Here is a 25,576-nt window from a genome sequence, read left to right as displayed (position 1 = left end):
TTGACTACATACGTTCAGTCTGAATAAATAAGAATGGATTATTTATATCAAACGATTGAGATTGATCCGTAGTCAAGCCATTTACGGTAGCTTGGTAGAAACTTGCGGGCCATATCCCCGCCATTATACGATATCTGCATATTTGATTTCTGAGTCTATTGTATCAATTCAATTTTGAAAACTCAATAAAAAAAACGAACAATCCCGTTAAAAAAATTTGGTTTATTCGTTAATTGACCAAAAATGGAAGACGGCAAAAACCGCCTTCCAGACATCATTTTCCGTCCGCAGGCCGAACCGGCACCGCGAATGTGATTTCGCTGTCATCCGCCAGCAAGTTCATAACCGTTTGATTGACGTACAAAGCGTATGAATCGAATGAGAAATCGCGCAACGAATAGTCTTTATCGGATGAATCATCTAATTCAAAAACGGATTCCATTTCACCCGTTTTAAGGTTCGTGACTTTCGCCTTATTCCCTTTCAGATAATAGCCTTTTTCATACTCATCAACTGATGGCCAGGTTTTCATTTTTTTCGTATTGCCGAGACCGATTGACTCACCGACATTGATCAGCTGATCTTTTTCCGCTTTGCTGTAATTAATTCCTGTGAATTGATAATCGACGATCACCCGTCTGCCTTGCTGTTTGATCTTTTTGACGGTAATGCCGACATGATGATGTTTCGTTTCATAACTGACAGGCAGTTTTGTTTTCAGAGGCACGATTTCTCCCGGCTCTGATTCTGATTTTAAATTACCCGTTATGAAAAGTGTTTTCGCTTTCGGGTCTATCGGTTTGCTGAATTGAGTTTGGCCGCGTATTCTTTTCCCGCCTCCGGGAAGATTCTTTCTGCCGCCAAGTTCAATATTCGACATCGTCATTTCATAATGGTTTCCTGCATCATCCGTTGCCTCGTCAATCGAGATGGCATCATTTTTAGCTGCATCTTGAAAGTCGATAGAATACAGGAGAGCCGATCCCATCGTTCCGTTTTCCGCCCGGATATCGAAAAAGCGATATAATCCGTGATTTACATTCACAGCTTTCGTTCCTTCAAGAGAAACGGACTTTTGTTTTTTGATCGGAAGTGTAAAGCGCCAGTTTCCGGGGATATCCTTGATTTGTGTAATGACAAGCGGAAGCTTATCACCGTCTTTCAGCTTTGAGCCGTCCGTGAACAGGCGAACCTGCCCCGCGTACCGCCCGTCTTTCATTTTTTTCATATCACTGCTGTCATAATCCTCTGCTAACATATTCCGTGGATCTTTATAATCAACTTGAAAAGAGATGCTCTCCTCATCAGATTTCAAATTGTCAACGGTAAAATTGTAAACGAGCTGTCCGCTGTCGTAATACACACTTTTCACTGTAACCGTAATCCCGCGCGATTCCGCTTTCTCGTTCAGTTTTGTCACCAAATTGCTTTTAAACAGCGCAGAACCTGCCTTATCCTGAAATACCCTGTAAATCTGCCCGGCAACAGGGATGTTTCCCATAGCCGTATTAACGGAGGGCATGAATAAGCCTGAGGACAGATACAGAATAAACAAAGCAGCAGCAACCGCGAGTCCGTTTATCACTTTTCGTCCCCATCTCCGTCTGACGGCGCCTTCTTTTCCGGCACGGACAGCGGCGCTGTGTATCACGTTTTTCAATTCAGCTTTCGGCACGTCAATGTCCTGATACAATTGCTTCATTTGATGCTTTTCCATATATGTTTATCCTCCTTTTCCAGCTCCTGCTTCAATGCTTTTCTCGCCCTGTGGAGATGCGTTTTTACAGTGCCTTCCGCCATACCGGTCTGTTCAGCGATCATAGCAATCGAGAAATCTTGAAAATAATAAAGCTGAATGGTCAGCTGTATATGTTCGTCAAGCGTTTCCAAGGCATTCCGAAGATCTATGTATTCTTCAATGTTCTTATTCTCCGCGCGTGTATCATGTTGCGGCTCAAACGGGATGACGTCTCCGTGCTTTTTCCTCATCGCAAAAATCGTATGAAGCAAAATCCGGATCAGCCACGTTTTAAAATATTTCGGCTCCTTCAGCTGCGCGATATGAAGAAAAGCCTTGTAAGCCGTTTCCTGAACAGCGTCCAGTGTATCTTCCTTGTGATGCAAATAGAGATAAGCTGTTTTATATAAAGTCTCCTGATGAGCTGTGATCAGTTTTTCAAAGGCTGCGGCATCACCTTTTTTCGCCTTTTTGATCAATCGTTCTTCCTTCACCTTATCCACCTCCTATGCTGTTAGATATGAATCAGGGCAAAACGGTTTCAAAAAGATGAAAAAAAACGCCTCTTTTTTAAAAGAGACGTTTTTTTATCTTCATTTATTCCCACTCAATGCTTTCTAAACATTATAAGAATTAATTTATTGAATATCAAGCCTTTTGGGGTTTGTAGTTCCTTGATTTAGAAGTTACCATTAAAAATATTGCTCCCCCGTGTTCTGAATATTATGGGAGGGGGTAAATACTGTGATTTAGTGTTTTAGTTGACCTTATAATAAAAAAAGCGCACTAAATCGAATTGAAAGGTGCAAAAACATGATTACAAATCAACAATTAGTCATAAACAATTTGGAAGAAAAATTAAAATCATTTACCCATACAGTTAGCGGAGAGCTTACAAAGGAAGAAGATTTCATCATAGCAAATACAAAAATCCCCACTGATACATTCAATGTAATATTACCGAAATCTCCAAATATCAAAAATACAGTTAAGATCAGACATGGAATCGATAATTTTTCATATAAAAAATATCCCTTTAGTATATGGATTGATGCTCAGTATTTAACTGAGGATTGGACAAAACTTATACAAGAATATGATCTAAAAGAAGCGGAACGTAATGTAATGATGAAACTTGAAAATACTCTTAATGTTGGGCAAAGAATTTCCCATCAGCTTATGATTACTGCTGTGAAAAATGATGAAGAACTTTTAAAATATATAGACATATTCACGAGCTTATTTGAGGGTACACCAGAAAAAGATGCACTAGAAAGTTATTTTAATACGTTTTCACAAGTAAAATTAGGTTCAGAAGTTCAGATGTTTATTGGATGCATAGATGAAATGCCTGTAACTACCGGTTTATTAATAGAAACCAAAGATAGCTATGGTATTTATGATGTGATGACAAAAGAAACATTTAGAGGTAAAGGAATTGGCAGTGAAATGTTTCAATTTCTTCTAAAGCAAACAAAGGATAAACAAAAACCAGTTGTATTACAGGCTTCAGAGGATGGAAAAAATATCTATAAGCGATTTGGATTTATAGATGTCGGAGAAATGGTTGTATTTGAATAGAGGGTTTCTTTAATTTGCTTAATTTGAACAAACTTTATTCTAAAACAACATTAATTATTATCCCATTGTGGAATACTTTTTCTTTAAAATTCACGGTTCAATTAATAATATTGGATCAATTGTTGCTATAAAAGAAAAAAGAGCTTAGAACCCTTATAAACCAAGGATTCTAAGCTTCTTTTGACTATTCCCACTCAATCGTTGCAGGCGGCTTGCTCGTAATGTCATACACGACGCGGTTGATGTGTTTCACTTCATTGACGATCCGTGTCGAAATCACTTCGAGCACATCCCAAGGGATACGCGCCCAGTCAGATGTCATGCCGTCAATTGATGTTACGGCACGGATACCGATTGTGTAATCATACGTTCTCGCATCTCCCATGACGCCGACGCTGCGGATGTCAGGAAGAACCGTGAAGTACTGCCAGATGTCGCGCTCAAGGCCGTGGTTCGCCACTTCTTCACGCAGAATCGCGTCTGATTCACGAACGATCTCAAGTTTTTCTTCCGTTACTTCGCCGAGTACGCGGATGCCAAGTCCAGGGCCCGGGAACGGCTGACGCCATACGATATCATCCGGAAGGCCGAGCTCTGTGCCGAGCGCGCGCACTTCGTCTTTGAAAAGGGTGTTCAGCGGCTCGATCAGTTCAAACTGCATATCTTCAGGAAGTCCGCCGACATTGTGATGCGATTTGATCGTTTGCGCCGTAGCAGTACCGCTCTCGATAATATCCGTGTAAAGCGTTCCTTGCGCAAGGTAATCGATGCCTTTCAGCTTGTCCGCTTCATCATCAAACACGTAAATGAATTCGTTGCCGATGATTTTGCGTTTTTGCTCAGGATCAGAAACACCTTTCAGCTTGTTTAAGAATCTGTCTTTCGCATCAACTTTAATGACATTCATATTAAAGCCTTCGCTGAACGTTTTCATGACGCCTTCCGCTTCGCCTTTACGAAGCAGGCCGTGATCGACGAAAATACAAGTCAGCTGGTCGCCGATCGCTTTATGAATTAAAGCAGCCACAACAGAGGAATCAACACCGCCGCTTAGCGCGCAAAGAACCTGCTTGTCTCCGACTGTTTCACGGATTTTTTGCATTTCGATTTCGATAAAGTTTTCCATTGACCATTTGCCTTCACAATCGCAAACGCCGAATACAAAGTTTTTCAGAAGATCATTGCCGTATTCAGAGTGGCGCACTTCCGGGTGGAACTGAACGCCGTACCAATTCTTGTCCGCTTTGCTCATCGCTGAATTCGGACAGTGATGGCTTGTTGCGTCAACAGTGAAGCCTTCTGGAACTTCTACAACCAAATCGCCGTGGCTCATCCAGACAACTTGTTCTTCCGGAAGATCTTTGAACAAGTCAGGAGTTCCTTGAATCTGAATGTTGGCTTTTCCGTATTCGCGCTGGCTTGCCGCCTCGACTTTTCCTCCGAGATAATGAGTCATCAGCTGCATGCCGTAGCAGATGCCTAATACAGGAATATCGAGTTCAAAGATTTTTTCGTCACAGCGGAAAGATCCTTCATCATATACACTGTTCGGTCCGCCTGAAAGGATAATTCCTTTTGGATTCATTTCTTTGATTTCCTCAGCTGTCAACGTATGGGGGTGCAGCTCGCTATATACGCCAAATTCACGGATCCGGCGGGTAATCAGCTGGTTATACTGACTGCCGAAATCAAGAACAAGAATCATTTCATTCACTAACTTCGTCATGGTTGTCACCTAATCTCCTCTAAGTTTTTGACACAGAAAAAACGGAGGACACACGTTCAGCCCTCTGTCGCGCAAGACTTGTACGGAAGCCCGGCTTTTTAACGCTCCCGGGCTCCCATTTAACATTCATTTATTCTAACAACAGGACGATATGCGGTCAAGACTATCTTGTTTTAATTATATTTTCCCACAACTGTCCCGATTCATTCCAAAGCTTTGCGGCATTATCGCTGCGGTATAACGCACGCTCATAGCGCAGCGTCAGCTCGGACATGTCGTTTGTATGGTGCGCCTCGTCAACCCTCGCGGCAAAATCGCGCAGCGTTTCTCCGTCTCCCCTGCTGTACCCTTTTCGTTTCAGCTGGCGGAGCAGCGCGGCATATGCGTCGAAAAAGACGTCTTCATCCGTACGCCGCTTCAATCTGGCTGCTGTAACGTGCGGAATCCAGCGCGCCCGGAACAGCCAGGCGAGTGCCGCCGCGGCTGAAATCACGATGACGATGGCTGCATACGGCCACAGCTGTGCCGCGGTTTTGTTGCGGATCACAGGCTGCGGTGCCGCGCTGTGATCCCGCTTTTTCGGTGTTTCTTCTTTTTCGGGCTTTGTTTTCTGACGCTGCTTGTCAGACGGTTCATCCGAATTTCCCGCTGAGCCTCCGCTGTCTTTTGCCGCGGTATGATTTTGCTCTGACGTAAACTCCGTCGGATTGGTGAAGCCTTTTGTCGGCTCAAATGTCACCCAGCCCTGATCGGGAAAATACACTTCCACCCACGAATGGGCGTTGTTGTTTGTGACTTCATAAATGTGGCCGTTATGGTCGCCTGCGTCTTTATACTCGCCGGATGTATAGCCCTTCACCCAACGGGCGGGAATTCCCGCAGAGCGGAGCAGCACGGCCATTGCCGATGAAAAGTTATCACAATATCCTCTTTTCGTTTCAAACAGAAATTGATCGACATAATCCTGATTGTGCTCCGGAACCGCGACATCCTGTGTATTATACGAAAATGCGGAAGATCCGAGATAATCCTCGATCGCCTTCGCTTTATCGAACATATTATGGTGATCCCGCGTCAGTCTGTCCGCAAGCTGTCTCACTCTTTTCGGAAGGCTGTCGGGGACCTGTAAATACCGGTCATTGAATTGATTCTGCTCACGGTATCGTTTCACTTTCACTTTTCTGAGATCATTCAGCTTAAAGACGGGCGCCTGAAAAGTCACCGTGTACCGTCCCATATTGCGGATGTTACCCACTTGTTCACTGACCGGCGTAATTTGCTCGGTGTTTCCGTTCATTTCAAGCTGAATCGAGTGCTTCGGTTTAATATTGGAGACGCCGATCGGATACATGACGTGATTATAGAGATAATTTTCATCAATGGACACCTGTGCCGTATACCGTCTCGTCTGCACACTCCGGTCAAACCATATATCTTCCACGTTGCCGCCGTTCAGTTTATAGGACATGCCCTGATCGGTCTCCACCCAGCCTTTCCCCGTGTATGTATCCTTCGTTTCCACCCGGAAGTACGCCCGTTCTTTTCCCTTCCATGTGAAAACCGGCGTATCATCCTGCTGAAAAGGGCCGCCCAATGTTTCATCATGATTGCCGTAGCCGATTTTGCTTTCGGCGGCGGGCACTTCCTTGTGGTTTGTTATTTTTTTAAGAAACGGCACGGGGTCCGGCCAGTTCGGGTCTGATTTCGGAGCCGCCAGACCGAACACGACGGAAGCGCAGATAAACAGCATCAGCGGCAGAAACCATTTGAGTATCAATCTTTTTTTAAACGCTATGTGTTCCGTAAGCCGGATGCGCTCCATATACAAAAGCCCCATCATCAAAAAGCCGATAAAGACGATCCGGATGACGGCGTACGCGGCATCATAAGGAGTAAACGTATCAAGCACGGTGATATACGCCACCGTCATGATAAAAAAGAATAATATTTTCCGCTGATAGATCACCCAGTAATGCAGCAAATACACGAGCAGCCATAAAAGCACAAAAAACAGCAATGTGCGGAATGACGGATTCATGTCATTCCATCTTCCGGACCCGATGTGGCGGGCATTTTGCATCACGTCCCGCAAAAAAGAAACGAGCCATTCCGGCTGAAAAACCGAACCTTTATAAAACAAGATGTGAATACTGATCAACGTAAACAGAATGCAGGACGGCACGGTGACGCACCACCTCATCCGGAAGAATGACAGCAGAAATGCCAAACCGATAAAAACGATGAAAAAACCGGTATGTTTTGTATCTGTAAAATTGTGCAGCGGCCTGAGCCATTCCCATAACAATAAAAAAGCGAGAAAATAAAACAGCAGCAGACTCAGCCTGCTTCCCTGGTTCTCGTCATGCGGCATGGCGCGCCACCTCTCTTTCTAAACAACATGGGACACCCGTTTGTCCCTGATCATTTGCACCTTAATATTTTTTTGAGCGAAGATGAGAGCGAGTTTCCGTTCTTTCTCTGAAAGCGCGGCATTCGTTTCTTTCGCCAAAAACACCGTCATGTCAGCACGGCCGGGCTCAGCCTGTTTGAGAAGGTCTTCTGTAAGACTGCCCGTCACGACGGCAATGGAAGCTTTGCGGACGCGCGGATCCGCCAGCTCTTTTCCTAAACGCCCGCCTGCATCAGCTTCTTCCGATTCTGAAGCTGATGCCAGGTAACGCAGCATCTTTCTGAAATGCCGGTCTCCCTCCCGGACGGGAAATACGGTCCGGTCGCTCCCCAATGAAATAAATCCTGCGGGAGAGCCCTTCACAAGCGCCGTGTAAAGCAGGGATGCCGAAGCTGATACCGCGGCTTCAAACGATGGGGACGGCCTGCAGTCCAAAAGGAGAATCATATTCACACTCTGCAGCGGGTCAAATTCCTTCGTCATCAGCTCATTTCGCCGCGCCGATGTTTTCCAGTCAAGTGCGGAAAACCGGTCGCCCGGCTGATAATTTCTGACGCTCGCAGCCATTGCGGAGCGGTGTACCTGAAACGGAGCGCCGGCAGCCGCACCCTCTTCTCCGGATGCGGCCTGCGGCTTATAGTGAACAGACCCGTACGCCGGAAAAACCAGAACCGTATCCGTAACGGAAAACGACGCCGTCTTGTCCAAAAGCCCGAGAACATCTCCCGTCCGCACTCTTATCGTATGTAAATGATGCTCTCCGCGCGGCACCTGCGGCAGCTCATATTGTAACGTCAGCTTCCTTTGAAACCACGGAAACACGAGCTGTTTCGCACTGCGCCTCTCGCCAAGCGTTTCCGGCATCACATCTTCAATGACCATATATGTCAGCGGAAACGGCAGGCGCCTCGTCAGCCTGATGGTGACAGACAGCCTGTCGCCTGAGGTTAACTGGGCGGAGGACACGTCACGCGTCACCTGAAACGCCCGCAGCGGGTACACAGCGACCAGCCCGGCGTAAACGGTAAATGGCAAAAACGCATAAAATAAAAACCAGCTCACAAATCCGCCCTGAAACATGGCATAAGAAAAGACAGCCGCCGTCAGTACGGCCAACATAAGCAGCTTCCAGCCATATAGAAGCCAATGCATCTTCTTTCTCATTAGCGGACCGACATCCTTTGAACGGGCACTTTTTCCGTTTGCATGATGTCTTCTATAACCGCTTCCGGCGTCACGTCGTTAAATTTCGCCTCGGCGGTCAAGATCATTCTGTGCGGCAGCGTATACGGAGCCAAATACTGGACGTCATCAGGAATGACGTAATCGCGGTCATGAAGCAGCGCGTACGCCTGCGCGGCTTTCATTAATGAGATTGAACCGCGCGGACTTACGCCCAGATGTACGGACGGATGCCGGCGGGTATGCTGAGTAATGCCGACGATATACGCTTTAATTCCATCATCCACCCGCACCTGCTCCAATTTTTGCTGAAGGCTGATAAACTGTTCTTTAGAAATGACGGGCTCGATTGTTTCAAGCGGATTGCGCCCTTCCTGCAAAGACAGAACTTGAAGCTCTTCCTCGGCAGTCGGATAGCCCATGCGCAGCTTAAATAAAAACCGGTCAAGCTGGGCTTCGGGAAGCGGATACGTTCCTTCATATTCAACCGGGTTTTGTGTGGCCATGACGAAAAACGGCTCAGCCAGCCGCATTGTCTTTCCGTCAATCGTGACATTCCCTTCCTCCATTGCCTCAAGCAGGGAAGACTGCGTTTTTGGAGAGGTTCTGTTAATTTCATCAGCCAGCACGATATTCCCCATGATCGGTCCAGGGCGGTATTCAAATTCCATCGTTTTCGTATTATAAATAGAGACACCCGTCACATCTGACGGCAGAAGATCCGGCGTGAACTGAATCCTCTTAAAGTCAGCTCCGATCAGCTTGGCCAAAGCGCGGACCATCATCGTTTTTCCGACTCCCGGCACGTCTTCCAGCAGCACATGCCCTTTTGCGAGAATGGCGGCCAGACTGAGTATGGCGATATCCCGTTTTCCTATGATGATGTTTTCAATATGCTCAACGGCTTTCTCCAGCAGCGGATGCAGCTCTTCTTTATAAGCCATTCTTCTCCTCCTAGTCATCTCTCAAATTTCAATTATCGTAACCTAACTTTACCACAAAATATAAACAGTATAAAAAAACGTTTCCAGCGAATTGTTTCCAGTCTAAAAAAGGAAAAAGCTCCCTTTAGAAAGGAAGCTTTATTTCAGCTGGAGGGGCTCCATATGAACGTGTGAATGGTCAATGGCATGTTCATCTTTCATCTTGCGTTCTACCTCATTTGCGATCTCATGACTCTCTTTAATGTTCAGATCTGACGGCACTTCAATGACGACATCAATATGAACGGAGCTGCCCAGATATCTCGCTTTAATATCTTTTAAACGGCTGACGCCCGCAATCTGTTCAATCGTCTTTTTATAATCAGAAATATGTTTGACATCAAAACCGTCAGTCAGCGAATGAGAGGATTCCTTAAAAATATCCCACGCGGTTTTGCAGATGATCAACCCGATGATAAACGCGGTAACCGTATCCACCCAAGCCAAATGGAACTGTGAAGCAAAAATTCCGATAAACGTGCCGATACTGACGAGCGCATCTGATTTATTATCAGCGGCCGCAGCTGAAAGCGCCTGGCTGTTTACCTTTTTCGCAAGCCCTTTCGTATAGCGGTAGACCATCAGCATCACGACGGCGCTCCCCGCGGCCGTCCAGGCGGCTATCATATCCGGTGTTTCCTCTTTAACGGAAAAAATAGATTGCGCGGCGCTGAACAGCACTTGCATTCCGACAAGCATCATAATAATGGAAGCGATGAGTGACGCGACGGTCTCCGCCCGAAAATGGCCGTAAGGATGATCTTCGTCAGGAGGTTTCTGAGAGATGCGCAAACCGATGAAAACAGCCGCAGATGCCACGATATCAGTCGTATTATTTAAACCGTCGGCCTGAAGCGCTTCTGAGTGAAACAAATAACCGATCACAAGCTTCACAGCCGACAATGCCGCATATGCGCCAATACTGACAATCGCTCCGGTTTCGCCTTTTTTCAATTCATGATATCTCTCCACTGAAAATCCTCCTTCCCGTTCAATTTTTCCTTCATTATCATACAAAGCGAGGACACAGTGGGTCTATAGAAACATGATTCACTTTCCACAGAAAAATAGTAAGCATAGAACATTTATGCACTCAGGAAACTTATTTTCATTCACAAAACCCCTCTCATCCCAATCGTATCAAGGATTCTCGCCAACCCACGTTCATGGAATTATTTTCAAAACCAATAAAACACAGAAATAACAGAAAATTATTTCTTTTCCTTCCGGCACCTTCTGCTGTACGGATGAGAAAAAAATGTCATATTTTCTTACATCATTTTCAACTGTCTGTGGCATTTATGATAGAATAATACTTGTCGGAATATTCAGCATAAACAAACCAAAGGAGGCAAAGAATGAATCAGCCTAACTCTTTATCTAAGGGATTAAAAACCCGGCATATGACTATGATTTCAATTGCCGGCGTGATCGGCGCCGGATTATTTGTCGGAAGCGGATCCGTCATTCATTCCACCGGACCCGGAGCGATTGTCTCCTACGCTTTAGCAGGATTATTAGTGATTTTTATTATGAGAATGCTGGGGGAAATGTCCTCCGTCAACCCGACAAGCGGTTCGTTTTCACAGTACGCGCATGATGCCATCGGTCCTTGGGCCGGTTTTACGATCGGATGGCTGTATTGGTTTTTCTGGGTCATCGTCATTGCCATTGAAGCCATTGCAGGCGCCGGAATCATACAGTACTGGTTCCCGGGCATTCCGTTATGGCTGACGAGTCTGCTTCTGACCGTGCTGTTAACACTGACGAATATTTATTCAGTTAAATCGTTCGGCGAATTTGAATACTGGCTTTCCTTAGTGAAGGTAGCGACGATCGTTGTCTTCTTAATCGCAGGATTTGCGTTCATTTTCGGAATCGTCCCCGGCAGCAAACCGGTCGGGCTGGAAAATCTGGCGGGACACGGCGGATTTTTCCCTAAAGGTCCAAGTTCCGTTCTGCTCGGCATCGTCGTTGTCATTTTTTCTTTCATGGGATCTGAAATCGTCGCAATCGCAGCGGGAGAAACGTCAAATCCGGTCGAATCCGTCACAAAGGCGACCCGCTCAGTCGTTTGGCGGATCATTATTTTTTACGTCGGCTCCATTGCGGTTGTGGTCACACTGCTGCCGTGGGATTCAGCCAATATTTTGGAAAGCCCCTTCGTTGCCGTTTTGAGCCATATCGGGGTTCCCGCAGCCGCTCAAATCATGAATTTCATCGTCCTGACAGCCGTTCTGTCCTGCCTGAACTCCGGGCTTTATACGACGTCACGGATGCTGTATTCACTGGCAGAGCGAAATGAAGCGCCGCGGCGTTTTATGAAACTGAGCAAAAGAGGCGTACCGGTTCAAGCCATTATCGCCGGCACCTTTTTCTCCTATATTGCCGTTGTTATGAACTACTTTTCTCCCGACTCCGTATTTTTGTTCCTGGTCAATTCATCAGGGGCGATCGCACTGCTCGTCTATCTCGTCATCGCCGTCTCACATCTGAGAATGAGAAAGAAAATCGAACGGACAAACCCTGAATCTCTTAAAATCAAAATGTGGTTTTATCCGTACTTAACCTACCTGACGATCATCGCCATTTGCGCCATCTTGTTATCTATGCTGTTTATCAGTTCAATGCGGTCTGAATTTCTACTGACAGGATTTATTACTCTGCTGGTACTTGCCTCATATGTATTCCGCAAAAAACAAAAACCGAAAGAGAGCGCTTCCGAAAGCCGGATTGCGCAATAACCGCAAACACCCCCCTCAAAAAAGGGCGGGTGTTTTTTTAACCAACCTGTTCAAGGCAGCATTAACTGTAGTACAGGATTTCAATAAATGATAAGGACAGGATGAAAAATGGCTCTAGAAAAATTTGCAGATGAACTGCCGATTATCGAAACACTCCAGCCGCAGAAGAAATCAGACGGCAGCACGTATTATGAAGTCACCATGAAGGAATGCTTTCACAAGCTGCACCGCGATCTCCCGCCGACCCGGCTGTGGGGGTATAACGGTTTATTTCCGGGCCCCACGATCGACGTGAACCAAGATGAAAACGTCTATATTAAATGGATGAATGACCTTCCGGATAAGCATTTTCTGCCCGTGGATCATACCATTCACCATTCAGAAAGCGGCCATCAGGAACCCGATGTCAAAACCGTCGTCCATTTACACGGAGGAGCAACGCCGCCGGACAGCGACGGCTACCCGGAAGCATGGTTCACAAAGGATTTTAAGGAAACGGGTCCTTATTTTGAGAGAGAGGTATACCATTATCCAAACAAACAGCGCGGGGCTCTGTTATGGTATCACGATCACGCCATGGCGATTACGAGGCTCAATGTGTACGCCGGGCTTGCCGGGATGTATATCATTCGCGAGCGAAAAGAAAAGCAGCTGAAGCTTCCCTCCGGAGAGTATGACGTACCGCTTATGATTTTGGACCGCACATTAAATGACGACGGTTCCTTGTCTTACCCGAGCGGACCTGCTAACCCTTCCGAAACGCTGCCCGACCCTTCCATCGTCCCGTTTTTTTGCGGAAATACCATTCTCGTCAATGGTAAAGCGTGGCCGTATATGGAAGTTGAACCGCGGACATATCGTTTCCGCATCCTTAATGCCTCCAATACGAGAACATTTTCTCTCTCGCTCAATAACGGCGGGAAGTTTATTCAAATCGGTTCTGACGGCGGATTGCTTCCCCGCTCTGTCAAAACACAATCTATCAGCTTAGCCCCGGCAGAGCGGTATGATGTGCTCATCGATTTCTCCGCCTTTGACGGAGAACATATCATTTTAACGAACGGCACCGGCTGCGGGGGCGACGCCGATCCGGATACAGACGCCAATGTGATGCAATTCCGCGTCACAAAACCGCTGAAGGGAGCAGACACAAGCCGGAAGCCTAAATATCTTTCAACAATGCCTAATGTGACATCAAAGAGAATACACAATATCAGGACGCTTAAACTCACAAATACGCAAGACAAATACGGCCGGCCCGTTTTGACGCTGAATAACAAGCGATGGCATGATCCTGTGACAGAAGCGCCGAAGCTCGGCACAACGGAAATCTGGTCGATTATCAATCCGATGGGGGGAACCCATCCGATACACCTGCACCTTGTTTCCTTCCAAATCCTTGACCGGCGTCCTTTTGACTTAGAGCGTTATAACAAATTCGGCGACATTGTGTATACAGGCCCCGCCGTCCCGCCTCCTCCAAGTGAAAAAGGCTGGAAAGATACCGTGCAGGCGCACTCGGGAGAGGTCATCAGAATCGCGGCGACCTTCGCTCCTTACAGCGGACGCTACGTATGGCACTGTCATATTTTAGAACATGAAGATTACGACATGATGAGACCGATGGACGTCACGGATAAGCAGTAAACAAATATCACCCCTTTTAGAGAAGGGGCTTTTTTATTTATCCAAAAAGAAAAAATAAGAAGACACTTATTTGCATATACTGTAATAACAGGAAGACGATGCACCCTCATTGGAAATCTGGATAGAAAAAGGAATTAGGAGATTAGGGAAAAGTATGAGACAATGAAGGAGTGCACGAAAATTCATAAGGGAAGAAGTGACTTTATGTCTTACTACAACAAACGTAATCAGGAACCGCTGCCTAAAGAAGATGTCAGTACGTGGGAATGCACAAAAGAGGACTGTATCGGCTGGAGCAGAAAGAATTTTGCCGGCAGTGATACCCCGACTTGCCCCCTTTGCGGCAGTAAAATGATCGACGGCGTCCGTTCGTTGGTAAATCTCCAAAACAATAACCAAACGGCATCAAGTTAGACCTCCCTTTTACGAGTCTCAACATAGAGAAGGCCTCCATGTCTCATGAGAGGCCTTTGCGTTATCATGTCCTTTTATGATGCAAAGGAGCATTGAACATGAAAAACGATCGGCAGCAGAAAGATCTGAAGGAAATGGCAAAACGGCGGAAAATGAACCTTGCCGCACAGTCATTCATCGAAACGTTCCATTTTGCCGTTCCGCTTCTCCGTTTTTTCAAATGGTTCGCCTCAGCCGCAGCCAGCTTTGTTCATTAAAAAACACCCAGCGGGCGCTGAGTGTTTTTTTCATGATTGGATGACGGAAAAACTGTTGATAATGCCGTTGTCATTTTCCCAGACTTTTTCGCATTTTTTCGTATCCAAATGATAAGCATAAATGGTCCGGACCTTCGCATTCCGCCCCGTTTCATCCTTCAGACGCTTAGCGCCTTTTGCTTCCGCCATGAAATAAATGATGCTGCCGTCTTTAGAAAACTGAGGCTGGGCATCAATCAGCGGAGCGAAGTCCTTCCCGTTTGAGATAATCGTTTCATCTTTTTTCGTTTTGACATTCATCAGACGGATGGACGCTTTTTGTTCCGTCCCTTTTTGTGTATAAGATGTAAAGACAAGGTTCTTTCCGTCCGGTGACACCGCCACGTCGCTGATAAACTGTTCAAGGTTTGTCAAATCCTGAAGGTGTTCGCCCGCTCCTGCTGCAAACCGGATATTCGTCGGTTCAGGGTCAATCCCCTTCTCATTTGCCTCATCCGTTTTTTGATAATCCTCTTTCACGGAATAATGCAGAAGCGCAAAATCGTTTTGGCTGCGGTTATAAAAGAAGCTGCTCACACTGTCGTCTTTCTCATCGGCGGCGGGATACAGATTTTCATAACGTTTCGTTTTCAAATCAAAAGATGCGAGACGGAAAATATCTTCATCCGCTTTTCCGAGACGGAAATAAATGTGCGTCAGATCCTTTGATAAAAACAGACTGTCAGCGCTTGCCGTTCCTTTATAAAGCACCGTCTTCTGTTTCGTCTTCAGATCAAGCTTATAGAGACGCATCTCATTTTGGTCATTATTCCCGACAAAATAGAGCACCTGATGGGCGTCATCCAGCGCAAACGCCGGATATGCCGAAAGCTTTTCCTCGTACAGCACGCGGCCGTCCTCGTAATATTTCGTCATCAGATCTTTGTCTGTAATGGAAACAAGCAGCTTGTCATGGCCGCCGGAGACAACGGCTTTCCCGCCGCCGTCGCTTTTTCCTTTAATCAGTAAAACGGACGCGATGACCGCCGCCGCCAAAACGGCAGCCAGCAACATCCAGATCCATCGTTTCTTCTTCATTATCAATCTCTCCGTCAATCAGAAAAAGCAAGAATCAGTGTCCTTGCTTTTTAAGATGGTCTATTTTAATAGCTGTAGTGTCCGGATACTCTTCCTTTGCTTAATGGATATCCGAGCGCTTTGAACGCTTTCGGGCTGACATCCAATACGGCATTCGGCAGACGGCCTACATCATTTTTGTATACGGTGATAACCTTTTTCGGTTTTGCTTTCGCATAAGCTCTGATTTTCGTTCCGTTTCTCGGAACGTCAAATCCTAATTTTGTCGCGCAATCCCAGTGCCCCAGTTTTTTACCGGAAGATCCTTTTTTACCGACTCCATTATACCATGTAATATTTCCGTTCACTTTTTTAGCACTTGCATCAGAAGAGTAACTGATCGCTCCCAGCGTGCTTCCTGCTAAAATCAATAAGGCTAAGAATAACTTCTTCAAGCTTTCGTCCTCCTGATTCTTTATTCTAGGCAAAATTATACACCAAGAAGACGATTATAATATTTCAATCACTTTACATGTTCATTACAACGTGATGAGACACGCACATAACGACGGCACAATTTCCCGTTCTATATAATTCCATGGTAAATTATACTACAAAATTTAATTCATTAGCGTTATAATATTCATAGAGTATTTCTGCATTCAATATGGACTTTTTATAAGGCCTATTGATAGTTGCATAATATGATATATTTTGAGAAAAATCAGGCTTTAGGAAGCAGGCACTTTATTCCTTTTAACCGTGGTTCATATTGATCATGTACCTATACTCGTTTCAATCAGACTAGGAGTGATAATCAATGAAAGCGGCAAGATGGCACAATCAAAAAGACATTCGAATCGAAAACATTGATGAACCTAAAGCAGAACCGGGTAAAGTCAAAATTAAAGTCAAATGGTGCGGGATTTGCGGAAGCGACCTTCATGAATATTTGGGAGGCCCGATCTTTATTCCGGTCGGCAAACCTCATCCGTTAACAAACGAAATGGCGCCCGTCACGATGGGTCACGAATTCTCAGGAGAAGTCGTTGAAGTGGGCGAAGGCGTCAAAAATTACAGCGTCGGCGACCGTGTCGTCGTGGAACCGATTTTTGCCACACACGGACATCAGGGAGCCTATAACCTTGATGAACAAATGGGATTCTTAGGCTTAGCTGGAGGCGGCGGCGGATTTTCTGAATATGTATCCGTTGACGAAGAATTGCTGTTTAAGCTTCCTGAAGAGCTTTCTTACGAACAGGGCGCGCTTGTTGAGCCGTCAGCGGTAGCGCTTTACGCCGTCCGCCAAAGCAAATTAAAAGCGGGCGACAAGGCGGCGGTTTTTGGCTGCGGACCGATCGGGCTGCTTGTGATTGAAGCCCTGAAAGCGGCCGGCGCCACAGATATTTACGCGGTTGAACTTTCACCGGAACGTCAGGAAAAAGCGAAAGAACTCGGCGCTATCATCATTGATCCGTCAAAAACGGACGATGTCGTTGAAGAAATCGCTAAACGCACAAACGGCGGCGTTGATGTTTCTTATGAAGTAACAGGCGTTCCTGTCGTTCTCCGCCAGGCGATCCAGTCAACAAACATTGCCGGTGAAACGGTTATCGTCAGCATCTGGGAAAAAGGAGCGGAAATTCATCCGAACGATATCGTCATCAAAGAACGGACCGTAAAAGGCATTATCGGATACCGCGACATCTTCCCTTCCGTTCTTGCATTGATGAAAGAGGGCTACTTCTCAGCAGATAAGCTCGTCACGAAAAAAATCGTGCTCGACGATCTGATTGAAGAAGGCTTCGGCGCTTTAATCAAAGAGAAAAACCAAGTGAAAATCTTAGTCAAACCGAACTAAGTTGTCCCGCTGATACCGGACACATCGGAAAAAGAGCCGTTCTGGCTCTTTTTTTCATCTCTTCGTCTTTCCTTCCTTTTCCTTTTAAAAATGATCCCCTCTGCGCAAACTATTTTTCACCCTGTCCCGTCTATCCTTAGGCAGCAGCCTATGATACGTATTTTTAAAAAAGGAGCCCTTTGAAACAATGAAGAACGAAACAGCCAAAGCGTCGCTTGTGACGTGCATAACTGAGCGCAAGGAAGACTTTTACCGGCTTGCGTACAGTTACGTAAAGAACAAGGATGACGCGTTAGATATTGTTCAGGAATCAATTCAAAAAGCGCTGACATCGGTCGAATCCGTCAAAAACCCCGATGTGATCAAAAGCTGGTTTTATAAAATTTTAGTGCGCACGGCCATTGATTTTCTCCGCAAACAGAAAAAACTGAAAGTGATGGACGATGAAACGATCGAGTTTTTAAGCCGCGGAAAGGAAGATCACTACAAAGACACCGACCTTCACGAAGCGCTTGATGACCTGCCGCATCAATATAAAACCATTATCATTCTGCGTTTCTTTGAAGACCTGAAATTAGAAGAAATCGCGGACATCACGGGGGAAAACATCAACACCGTCAAAACACGCCTTTACAGGGGGCTGAAGCTCATGCGCATTCAGCTGACGAAGGAGGATCTTTCTTAATGGAAAAGAGATTAGAACAATTAAGAGAAGAGTATAAAAGTGTGCCCATTCCTAAGGAACTGGACAGCATTGTCGAAAAAGCCCTTCAGCAGAAACCGAAGAAAAAACGAATCGTGATGTGGCCGACATCCGCGGCAGTCGCTGCGGCCGTCTTATTTACCGCCGTTGTCAATATCAACCCGGATGCCGCACAAGCCATGTCTAAAATCCCCGTCATCGGCAAAGTCGTCCAAGCCATCACATTCACGGAGATGAAGGAAGAAAAGAACCAATCAAGCATTGATGTAAAAACGCCTGCTCTGTCCGGACTTTCCGATCATAAACTCGAGGACAGCATCAACCGGCATTATATGAAAGAAAGCAAAGAGCTGTATCAGGAATTTATGAAGGCGACCTCAAAAAGCAAAAAAGGCCACCTCAGTATTTACAGCGATTATGAAACCGTTACTGACACAGCGGATTTGATCTCAATCCGCCGTGATATCGAAAAAACGCAAGCTTCCTCTTATACGCAAAGCCGTTACATCACGATTGATAAAAAGAATGAGGCCGTGCTTACGTTAAAGAGCTTATTTAAAGATGACCGTTATATTAAAGTCATCAGCGAAAATATTAAAGAACAAATGAAAAAACAGATGAAAGAAGATCCGAATAAAATATACTGGGTCGAAGATAATGATATGTCGGAGCCTTTTAAAGCCATCCGCGCCGACCAGAATTTTTATATTACAGATAAGCACAAACTTGTCATCTCATTTGATGAATACGAAGCGGCACCCGGATATATGGGCGTTACAGAGTTTACAATACCGACCTCCGTCATCTCCAAGCTGCTTGTCGGAGACCGCTACATCAGATAAAGAAAGAAAAAAATCCATGATATCCGCAGATCATGGATTTTTTCTTTCGTCCCGCAACAGCCAAGATGCACAAGGGACCCTTTTCATATATCAGACGCCGGACGGGGGCTGAAAAGTTTAAGAAAATCACAGCATTTCATTCATTTTTTCTGAAACAAAATCCCCTTCCGAATGCGTCTAATTAACGGAACAAATGGAAGACTGTACAGAAATCTGCCATAGCCATCCGCAAAACAGCGAGAATTTCCGCACACATTATTGGAGGAATACCATGTCAGACAAGTCACTGCATCACCGCTATATTCCCGGACTGGATGGACTTCGCGCCTTTGCCGTCCTCGCAGTTATCGCATATCATCTGAATTTTAACTGGGCCGACGGCGGTTTCATTGGTGTTGATATCTTTTTTGTTTTATCGGGGTATTTAATTACATCTATTATATTGCCTGCCCAAGGCAATGCCATCACCCTTGATTTGCGTGATTTTTGGGTGCGCCGGATCAGGCGGCTTCTGCCGGCGGCTTATCTCATGATTATCACGACGGTCATTTGGGTCGTATTGTTTAACAGCGAGCTCCTGCATACCGTACGCGGGGATGCGGTCTCCTCACTTTTTTACATAAGCAATTGGTGGTTTATCTTTCATCAGCTTTCTTATTTCGACAGCTTCGGCTCCCCTTCGCCATTAAAAAACCTTTGGTCGCTGGCGATTGAAGAACAGTTTTATATCATATGGCCCTTCCTGCTGCTTGCGGGAATGTACATATGTAAAACACGGGCCCGGCTTGCGGCCGCGGTCATGTTCCTCGCGTTATGTTCGGCAGTCGTAATGAGTATGATGTATGTGCCCGGCGGAGATCCGAGCCGCGTTTATTACGGGACGGATACCCGCTCATTTGAATTGCTGATCGGCTGCGCTTTAGCTTTAGTGTGGCCGATGAAACGATTATCTTCCAAACGGCTGCCGAGCAGCATGAAACACCTGCTTCACGGGACGGAGCTTGCCGCTTTTGCCGCGCTGCTGCTTTGCGTCTTTTACACGGATGAATATGAACCCTTCCTGTACAAGGGCGGCATGCTTTTGATCAGCATCACCGCAGCGGTTCTTGTCGCATGTTTATGCCATCCGAGCAGCTTTTTGGGACATGTTCTTTCATGGAAGCCGCTTCGCTGGATCGGAACGAGATCATACGGAATCTATCTTTGGCATTACCCGGTTTTCGTACTGAGCACACCCGTGCAGGAAATCGGAAATCCGGTTTATTGGCACTGCGCCGTCAGAATCGGCGCCACTTTCATTCTTGCCGAGCTGTCTTACCATTTCATTGAACAGCCGATCCGCACTGCGGGCTTCCGGCCATTTTTACGCCGCGTGTTTCTGAACCGCTTTTTGGAATGGAAGACGTCCTCTGTCATCAGCAGAATGTCGCTCGGCCTCATTCTTGCCGCCATTCTCGTATTTGCGGGCGGGCTGTCAGGAATAGCCGAAGAGAAAAAACAGCCGCAATGGACGTACGCGCAAAATGATCAGCAAGAAACCGCCGCCTCTTCGCACAAGACGGCCGATCACGATCAACCGGCAAAAGAAGATGACAGCAAGAAAAAACACGGCGGCGAAAAAACGGATACCGCGTCAGACAAAAACAAGAAAGAACCAACAGACAAATCAAATACAAAGAAAAACGAAGAGAAAAAGGAACAGTCATCTCAAAAAACGGCTGATCCAAAACAAACACAGCCTCAGCAAGACGTGCTGGCCATCGGTGACTCGGTGATGCTGGACATTGCGTCATACCTGCGGCAGTCCCTCCCTCATGTCACCATCGACGGAAAGGTAGGAAGACAAGTCTCTCAAGCACTCCAGCTCACTTCGGAATATGCGTCATTTAATCAGCCGAACAAAGCGGTCATCATCGAGTTAGGGACGAACGGCTATTTCACAAACAGCCAAATTGAATCACTGATCAGCTCCTTTTCAAAAGCCGATATCTATCTTGTCAACACACGTGTGCCGCGGCAGTGGGAAAGCAAAGTAAACGAATCATTGCGCCGGCAGGCCGAGTCACGGAAAAATGTGACGCTTGTCGATTGGCACGCAAAAGCATTGCAGCACCCTGAATACTTCACACCGGACGGCGTCCATCTCATACCTGAGGGGTCTAAAGCGCTGACATCCCTCATCGTTCAAACAATGAAATCATGACAAAAAAAAGAGGCCCCAAAAAGGCCTCTTTTTCGTATATCGTCAGGCAAGCTTCTGTCCGCAATTCGGGCAAAAATTCGCGCCTTCCGTTTTCGTTCCGCAGTTCGGACAAAATTTCGGCTTAGCCGCTCCTTCCGAGCCGTTCGCCGGTGCCGTCCCCTGATTCTGCTGACTTTGATTTTGCTGCGGCTGGTTCTGCTGATTTTGGTTCATTTGGTTCATCATTTGATTTGCCGCATTCATTCCCATCATCATGCCCGCCATGTCTGAGGCGGCGCCGCTTCCGCTCATTTTGCCGGATGACATTCCGTCCGTCATGGAAATCTGCTGATAGCGGTTCACATCGCCCACCATGCCGTAAGAAGCGTTTTTCGTAATCATATCCTGAACTTCCTGCGGATAGTTAAAGCTCATAATATTGAAGCCCGTAATCGACATGCCGTCTCCGATCAGCTGCATATCAAGATCTTCTTGAATCCCTTTTCCGATTTCAAAGGAATTCGACTGCAGATTGAACATGTCTTTTCCTTCTCTGGTGATCCATTTCATCAAAAGCTGATCGAGAATAGACGTAATCCGGATTTTAATGTCCTCCACTAAATAGCTGTCTTTGACACCCGCAATCTTATCAATCAATCCGATGTAGTCAATGACCTTGAAGCTAAATGTGCCGTTTGCGCGGATCGGCATACCGCCCGGCATACCTGCCGCCGGAATGTTGATAGCGTTTTTTGTGCCCCACTTCACGGTGAACTCCTTCGTATTCACAAACAGCACTTCAGCCCGCATGCCGCTGTTAAAGCCAAACTTAAACCCTTTTAGTGTAGATAGAAACGGAATGATTTCTGATTCGATATCATAATCGCCGTCATCACGGAAAATCCCTTCAATCTTCCCGTTATATAAAAAGATGGCATCCTGTCCCGGCCGGATGATCAGACGGCTGCCTTTTTTAATTTCACGGTTGTTCCATTTATAGAAAACCATGTCATCTCTGAATTCTTCCCATTCCACCACATTTGCTAACTGATTTCTGAAAAAACCCATGTATGCTCAAATCCTTTACATATAATTTAAAAACTTCCCTTGCTTCCGCTGTAACTCGTGCCGCCCCTCGTGACTCCGCCGTCATTGTCATTATCTTTATCAGGCTTTTTTTCTCTTGTAACGTCGGTTCGGATATATGTGTCGTGCTGGCTCAGCACTTCAGACGTATCGTGGTCCATATACGTGCTGCCGGTGACGGTGACCTTGCCGCCGGAATTGTACACCATCACGGTGACGGCGATTCCGGCCGCGGCTGCGGCAATAATGAGCTGAAACCACCATGTGAGCAGCAGATTGTCAGACTTGTCGTCCGGGCTTTTCCCCATATCTTTATAAGCCATCTTGATGTAGGTCTGAAACGCCTTTTCATAATGGCCTGCGGAAATATCTGACGAGATCGTATTTCTGATCGTATTCAGCCGGCTGCTGTTCAAATACGTCTCCGCCTTTTTATATCCGGAGAGAAATACTTCCCGATCCTTCATATCAATAGTCAATATCGCCGTGCTTCCGCTAAAATGACTGTCATAAAAATCACCGGCGTACTGCTCGATGTCCTTACCGCCCGTTCCGTTTGCGGTAAGAATGATAAAATCGGTATGGCGCTTTGCCCCGAGCTTCCCGGCCAATTCCTCAAGTTTCTTCGTTTCATCCTTCGTTAATAAATGAGCATTGTCATAAACATATTGCTTCTGTTCCGCGGCAGACGCCGATGTATGTAAACCAAAAGACAGCATCAGAAAAAGGACGAAGCAGAAGAGACACGCTTTTTTTATCGATACTTTCATCAAAAACCGCCTCCTATCATAAGTGAGACGAGTCTTAATGCTAAAAACGCACCGGCGGTTATGCCGCCGAACCACGCGGCCACTTTTCCGGCACTGATCGGCGGTTTGCCGACAACCTTGCCCGTCTGCCCGTTCATCGCAAAAATGTGCTCAGCCCGCTCATAGTCGTAGCTGACCATCCAGACCGGAAGCAGTACGTAAAAGCTGCTGATTTTATCGGTCTGAATCTGCTCATCCGTAATGTCAGCCGTCGTATATCCGGAGAAGGTGGATCTGATATAAGAATCAATATAATGGCTGATTTTATCCTTCGCCCGCGGAAAGAGATCGTCATCGGTATAATTGTACTTTTCCGCTATATATCCCGCTAAATAGGCCGTATTAAACTCCTTCAGCTCACTGTATGAGTAAGGCTCCAATTTGTCCATTAATTCATCATTCATTTTTTCTGAAGCGTCGACCGGAATTTTGAGATAATCAAGATTGATATCGCGGTACGCGTTGTAATACTCGGTCTCCGTCACCCGGTATTCTCCATCTTCATAGTGATGCACTCTCGTACAAACGGCATTGACCTGAACCTTGCTGTTTAAATCAAACATCCAAAACGGCACGTACATGCCCGTTATGCTCTTCACCCGATCGGCAGACATAAATCCTTTCGGTGTCAGCCGGCCGTTTCGGCACCACTTTTTAAAAGCGCTCATGGCTTCTTCTTTACTGATCGTAAAAGGAATCACCATCGAAGGCGCGAGATTTCCCGATAATCGGTCGGCGAGAACGGCGGCTCCTCCGCAAAACCCGCACGTCGTGGCCGTCGTTTCCGCCTCAGTCATTAATACCGCACCGCAATTCTCACAGCGGTACTCGTTCGCCTCATTTTCTGAAAATCTCGTCGTTATATACTCTTTTGGCAGGCTCTCAATCTGATCCTGCCGCCCGCAGCTATGACATGTCAGCATGCCGGATGAACTGTCAAAGACCATATCATCGCCGCAGTTCGGGCATTTATAAGAAATGATCATTCTGTTTCTCTCACTTTCTCTTTATATCGGACAAAGCTGCAGCCCGCTGTCTATTGATCTTTACTGAAAAGCATTTTCTGCTTAAGCGCCGCCAATTCATCATCGACACTGCTTTGATTGCTGTCATATTTAGCCGTCAGCTCGTCAATATCGTCTTTCGGAGACGCGTTCAGCTCAGCCATCGCATTGGCATGATCAAGCGCTTGGTTGACCTTGTCTTCCATTCTGCCGAAAGCTGTCATCGATTGGCCCGCATTTGACACAGAGGACCCCAATTTGTTCATTCTCTCCTGCGTTTTTGCCACAGACCACTTCGCTTTGATGGCATTTCTTCGCGACTCAAGCTCTCCGATATCAGCGACAAGCTTGTCATGCATTTTGCGCATTTGAGACGCGTTGGAAGAAGCGAGCTGATAAGCCGTTTGCAGCTCGGTCAGTCTTGATTCAACAGCCGCTTTCCTTTCCAAAAATGTCCGCGCATCGGCTTCATTGCCGGCCTGCAATGCTTTCATCGCATAATTTTCCATCTTTTCGGCATCAGCCTGGCATTCTGTTAACGCTCTTTTCGCCCGCTGTTCCTCAGCCATGACAGAAGCCGTCTCCGCTTTCACTTTTCCTAAATCACTGTTCAGATTCCGCAAATATTGATCAACCATTTTTTCAGGGTTTTCAGCTTTATCCAGCAGCGCATTGATATTGCTTGACATGATGTCTTTAAATCTTCCTAAAATACTCATTTTTCATTTTCCTCCCAAAATTAAATAGTAACAAGTTCATAGTTATCTATACTGTTTTTTTCGAAAAAAGTTTCATTTTCTCATAAATTTATGTATTTTATATGAAAATAGTCTCATTCAGCCCATTTGTGCCGGCGGAAATTCTTTATGACCAGATACAGTGAGAACAAAAAATAAACAAACAGCCCGATCATCAACCCGCTCATTAACGGATAATGTTTCGCAGCATACACAAAGAAATCAAGCTGCGAAATCTGTTCAGGACTTGTAATCGTATCCGTCCCATTCAAAAGCTTTGAAAATTTCGCCGTATCATTCCAATCAAACGAATCAGAAACAAGCTCACTCCCCTGATACCAATTCACAGCGGCGAGACAGAGAAAACAAAAAACAGAAAACGCGCATTGCACAATAAGAAAAACATGTTTCATGAAAAACATTCCTCCGCGGTTCAATATCATGGGCCGTCACACTATACATGACGGCAGCAGCAGAAACTTGGTTTTACTCAGAACTGATAAAAACGTGATTGTATGTACTTCACATCGGTTCAATTTACTGGATGCTTTTCTAAAGTATACCGTATATCGAAAAGGGTTTCAGACCTAAATAAAGAGGATGCTTCCCGAAGT

Annotated in this window: 23 protein-coding genes and 1 riboswitch; of the genes, 9 read left to right on the top strand and 14 right to left on the bottom strand. The window is 46.0% G+C overall.

The features are described from left to right. Positions 1–49: 49 nt before the first annotated feature. Positions 50–151, bottom strand: a riboswitch (purine riboswitch). A 123-nt stretch (positions 152–274) separates the two neighbouring features. Continuing rightward, positions 275–1,717, bottom strand: coding sequence for a DUF4179 domain-containing protein (locus AC1RRX_RS13195; protein WP_144464643.1), 1,443 nt, complete (start codon positions 1,715–1,717; stop codon positions 275–277). Then, positions 1,699–2,232 carry a sigma-70 family RNA polymerase sigma factor gene (locus tag AC1RRX_RS13190; RefSeq protein ID WP_007408889.1) on the bottom strand — a complete coding sequence of 178 codons (534 nt, stop codon included), beginning with the start codon at positions 2,230–2,232 and terminating at the stop codon, positions 1,699–1,701. Before AC1RRX_RS13190 ends, AC1RRX_RS13195 begins: the two co-directional genes overlap by 19 nt. 319 nt (positions 2,233–2,551) lie before the next feature. On the opposite strand from AC1RRX_RS13190, the gene AC1RRX_RS13185 reads away from it, so the two are divergent. Then, positions 2,552–3,319, top strand: coding sequence for a GNAT family N-acetyltransferase (locus AC1RRX_RS13185; protein ID WP_047935403.1), 768 nt, complete (start codon positions 2,552–2,554; stop codon positions 3,317–3,319). A 184-nt stretch (positions 3,320–3,503) separates the two neighbouring features. On the opposite strand, the gene guaA is transcribed toward AC1RRX_RS13185, so the two are convergent. From guaA to AC1RRX_RS13160, 5 genes are all read right to left on the bottom strand, one after another. Continuing rightward, complete coding sequence (gene guaA / locus AC1RRX_RS13180) at positions 3,504–5,045, bottom strand: glutamine-hydrolyzing GMP synthase (protein WP_007408887.1); 1,542 nt, start codon at positions 5,043–5,045, stop codon at positions 3,504–3,506. Between the two features lie 163 nt (positions 5,046–5,208). After that, positions 5,209–7,416, bottom strand: a complete 2,208-nt coding sequence (locus AC1RRX_RS13175; RefSeq protein ID WP_144464645.1) for a DUF4129 domain-containing transglutaminase family protein — start codon at positions 7,414–7,416, stop codon at positions 5,209–5,211. A gap of 18 nt (positions 7,417–7,434) precedes the next feature. Then, a complete protein-coding gene (locus AC1RRX_RS13170) occupies positions 7,435–8,619 on the bottom strand; it encodes a DUF58 domain-containing protein (RefSeq protein ID WP_015239308.1) in 1,185 nt (394 codons plus the stop codon). Then, positions 8,619–9,581, bottom strand: a complete 963-nt coding sequence (locus AC1RRX_RS13165) for an AAA family ATPase (RefSeq protein WP_007408884.1) — start codon at positions 9,579–9,581, stop codon at positions 8,619–8,621. The genes AC1RRX_RS13170 and AC1RRX_RS13165 overlap by 1 nt, the downstream gene beginning before the upstream one ends. 138 nt (positions 9,582–9,719) lie before the next feature. After that, positions 9,720–10,592: a cation diffusion facilitator family transporter gene (locus tag AC1RRX_RS13160; protein WP_110085601.1), complete on the bottom strand. Its 873-nt coding sequence runs from the start codon at positions 10,590–10,592 to the stop codon at positions 9,720–9,722. Between the two features lie 386 nt (positions 10,593–10,978). On the opposite strand from AC1RRX_RS13160, the gene gabP reads away from it, so the two are divergent. The 4 genes from gabP to AC1RRX_RS13140 all read left to right on the top strand — a co-directional run bounded on the left by gabP (position 10,979) and on the right by AC1RRX_RS13140 (position 14,682). Continuing rightward, positions 10,979–12,364, top strand: coding sequence for a GABA permease (gene gabP / locus AC1RRX_RS13155; protein WP_144464647.1), 1,386 nt, complete (start codon positions 10,979–10,981; stop codon positions 12,362–12,364). Positions 12,365–12,472: 108 nt separating this feature from the next. Then, positions 12,473–14,011, top strand: a complete 1,539-nt coding sequence (gene cotA / locus AC1RRX_RS13150) for an outer spore coat copper-dependent laccase CotA (protein WP_015416957.1) — start codon at positions 12,473–12,475, stop codon at positions 14,009–14,011. Between the two features lie 204 nt (positions 14,012–14,215). After that, the gene (locus AC1RRX_RS13145; RefSeq protein ID WP_007408879.1) at positions 14,216–14,425 is read left to right on the top strand and encodes a cold-shock protein; all 210 of its coding nucleotides are present in this window, start codon (positions 14,216–14,218) and stop codon (positions 14,423–14,425) included. Between the two features lie 98 nt (positions 14,426–14,523). Then, positions 14,524–14,682, top strand: coding sequence for a hypothetical protein (locus tag AC1RRX_RS13140; protein ID WP_186302970.1), 159 nt, complete (start codon positions 14,524–14,526; stop codon positions 14,680–14,682). Between the two features lie 30 nt (positions 14,683–14,712). Here the strand turns inward: AC1RRX_RS13140 and AC1RRX_RS13135 are convergent, their stop codons facing one another. Continuing rightward, complete coding sequence (locus tag AC1RRX_RS13135) at positions 14,713–15,759, bottom strand: TolB family protein (RefSeq protein WP_020955436.1); 1,047 nt, start codon at positions 15,757–15,759, stop codon at positions 14,713–14,715. A gap of 65 nt (positions 15,760–15,824) precedes the next feature. Next, on the bottom strand, positions 15,825–16,193 hold the full coding sequence (gene walM, locus AC1RRX_RS13130; RefSeq protein ID WP_007408877.1) for a cell wall metabolism protein WalM: 369 nt from the start codon (positions 16,191–16,193) through the stop codon (positions 15,825–15,827). A gap of 365 nt (positions 16,194–16,558) precedes the next feature. Here walM and AC1RRX_RS13125 point away from each other — a divergent pair, with 365 nt between their 5' ends. The 4 genes from AC1RRX_RS13125 (at position 16,559) to AC1RRX_RS13110 (ending at position 21,347) form a co-directional block, all read left to right on the top strand. Then, positions 16,559–17,599, top strand: a complete 1,041-nt coding sequence (locus tag AC1RRX_RS13125) for a 2,3-butanediol dehydrogenase (RefSeq protein ID WP_007408876.1) — start codon at positions 16,559–16,561, stop codon at positions 17,597–17,599. 187 nt (positions 17,600–17,786) lie between these two features. Next, positions 17,787–18,284 carry an RNA polymerase sigma factor SigV gene (sigV, locus tag AC1RRX_RS13120; protein WP_003155802.1) on the top strand — a complete coding sequence of 166 codons (498 nt, stop codon included), beginning with the start codon at positions 17,787–17,789 and terminating at the stop codon, positions 18,282–18,284. Then, complete coding sequence (gene rsiV / locus AC1RRX_RS13115; RefSeq protein WP_015416955.1) at positions 18,284–19,144, top strand: anti-sigma-V factor RsiV; 861 nt, start codon at positions 18,284–18,286, stop codon at positions 19,142–19,144. Before sigV ends, rsiV begins: the two co-directional genes overlap by 1 nt. A 271-nt stretch (positions 19,145–19,415) precedes the next feature. Further along, positions 19,416–21,347, top strand: a complete 1,932-nt coding sequence (locus AC1RRX_RS13110) for an acyltransferase family protein (protein ID WP_061581405.1) — start codon at positions 19,416–19,418, stop codon at positions 21,345–21,347. 42 nt (positions 21,348–21,389) lie between these two features. Here AC1RRX_RS13110 and AC1RRX_RS13105 read toward each other — a convergent pair whose 3' ends face one another. From AC1RRX_RS13105 to AC1RRX_RS13085, 5 genes are all read right to left on the bottom strand, one after another. After that, entirely contained in the window at positions 21,390–22,394 is a 1,005-nt protein-coding gene (locus AC1RRX_RS13105) for an SPFH domain-containing protein (protein WP_144464649.1), read from the bottom strand. A gap of 26 nt (positions 22,395–22,420) precedes the next feature. Then, positions 22,421–23,182, bottom strand: a complete 762-nt coding sequence (locus AC1RRX_RS13100) for a TPM domain-containing protein (protein ID WP_144464651.1) — start codon at positions 23,180–23,182, stop codon at positions 22,421–22,423. Further along, positions 23,182–24,207, bottom strand: coding sequence for a TFIIB-type zinc ribbon-containing protein (locus tag AC1RRX_RS13095; RefSeq protein WP_047935395.1), 1,026 nt, complete (start codon positions 24,205–24,207; stop codon positions 23,182–23,184). The genes AC1RRX_RS13100 and AC1RRX_RS13095 overlap by 1 nt, the downstream gene beginning before the upstream one ends. 50 nt (positions 24,208–24,257) lie before the next feature. Further along, positions 24,258–24,944 carry a PspA/IM30 family protein gene (locus AC1RRX_RS13090; RefSeq protein ID WP_015416951.1) on the bottom strand — a complete coding sequence of 229 codons (687 nt, stop codon included), beginning with the start codon at positions 24,942–24,944 and terminating at the stop codon, positions 24,258–24,260. Positions 24,945–25,057: 113 nt separating this feature from the next. Beyond that, positions 25,058–25,375 carry a YjdJ family protein gene (locus AC1RRX_RS13085; RefSeq protein WP_007408869.1) on the bottom strand — a complete coding sequence of 106 codons (318 nt, stop codon included), beginning with the start codon at positions 25,373–25,375 and terminating at the stop codon, positions 25,058–25,060. Between the last annotated feature and the right edge of the window lie 201 nt (positions 25,376–25,576).

Source organism: Bacillus sp. GW821-FHT11D08 (genome assembly GCF_058808515.1).
This window is presented reverse-complemented; position numbering and strand designations above follow the sequence as displayed.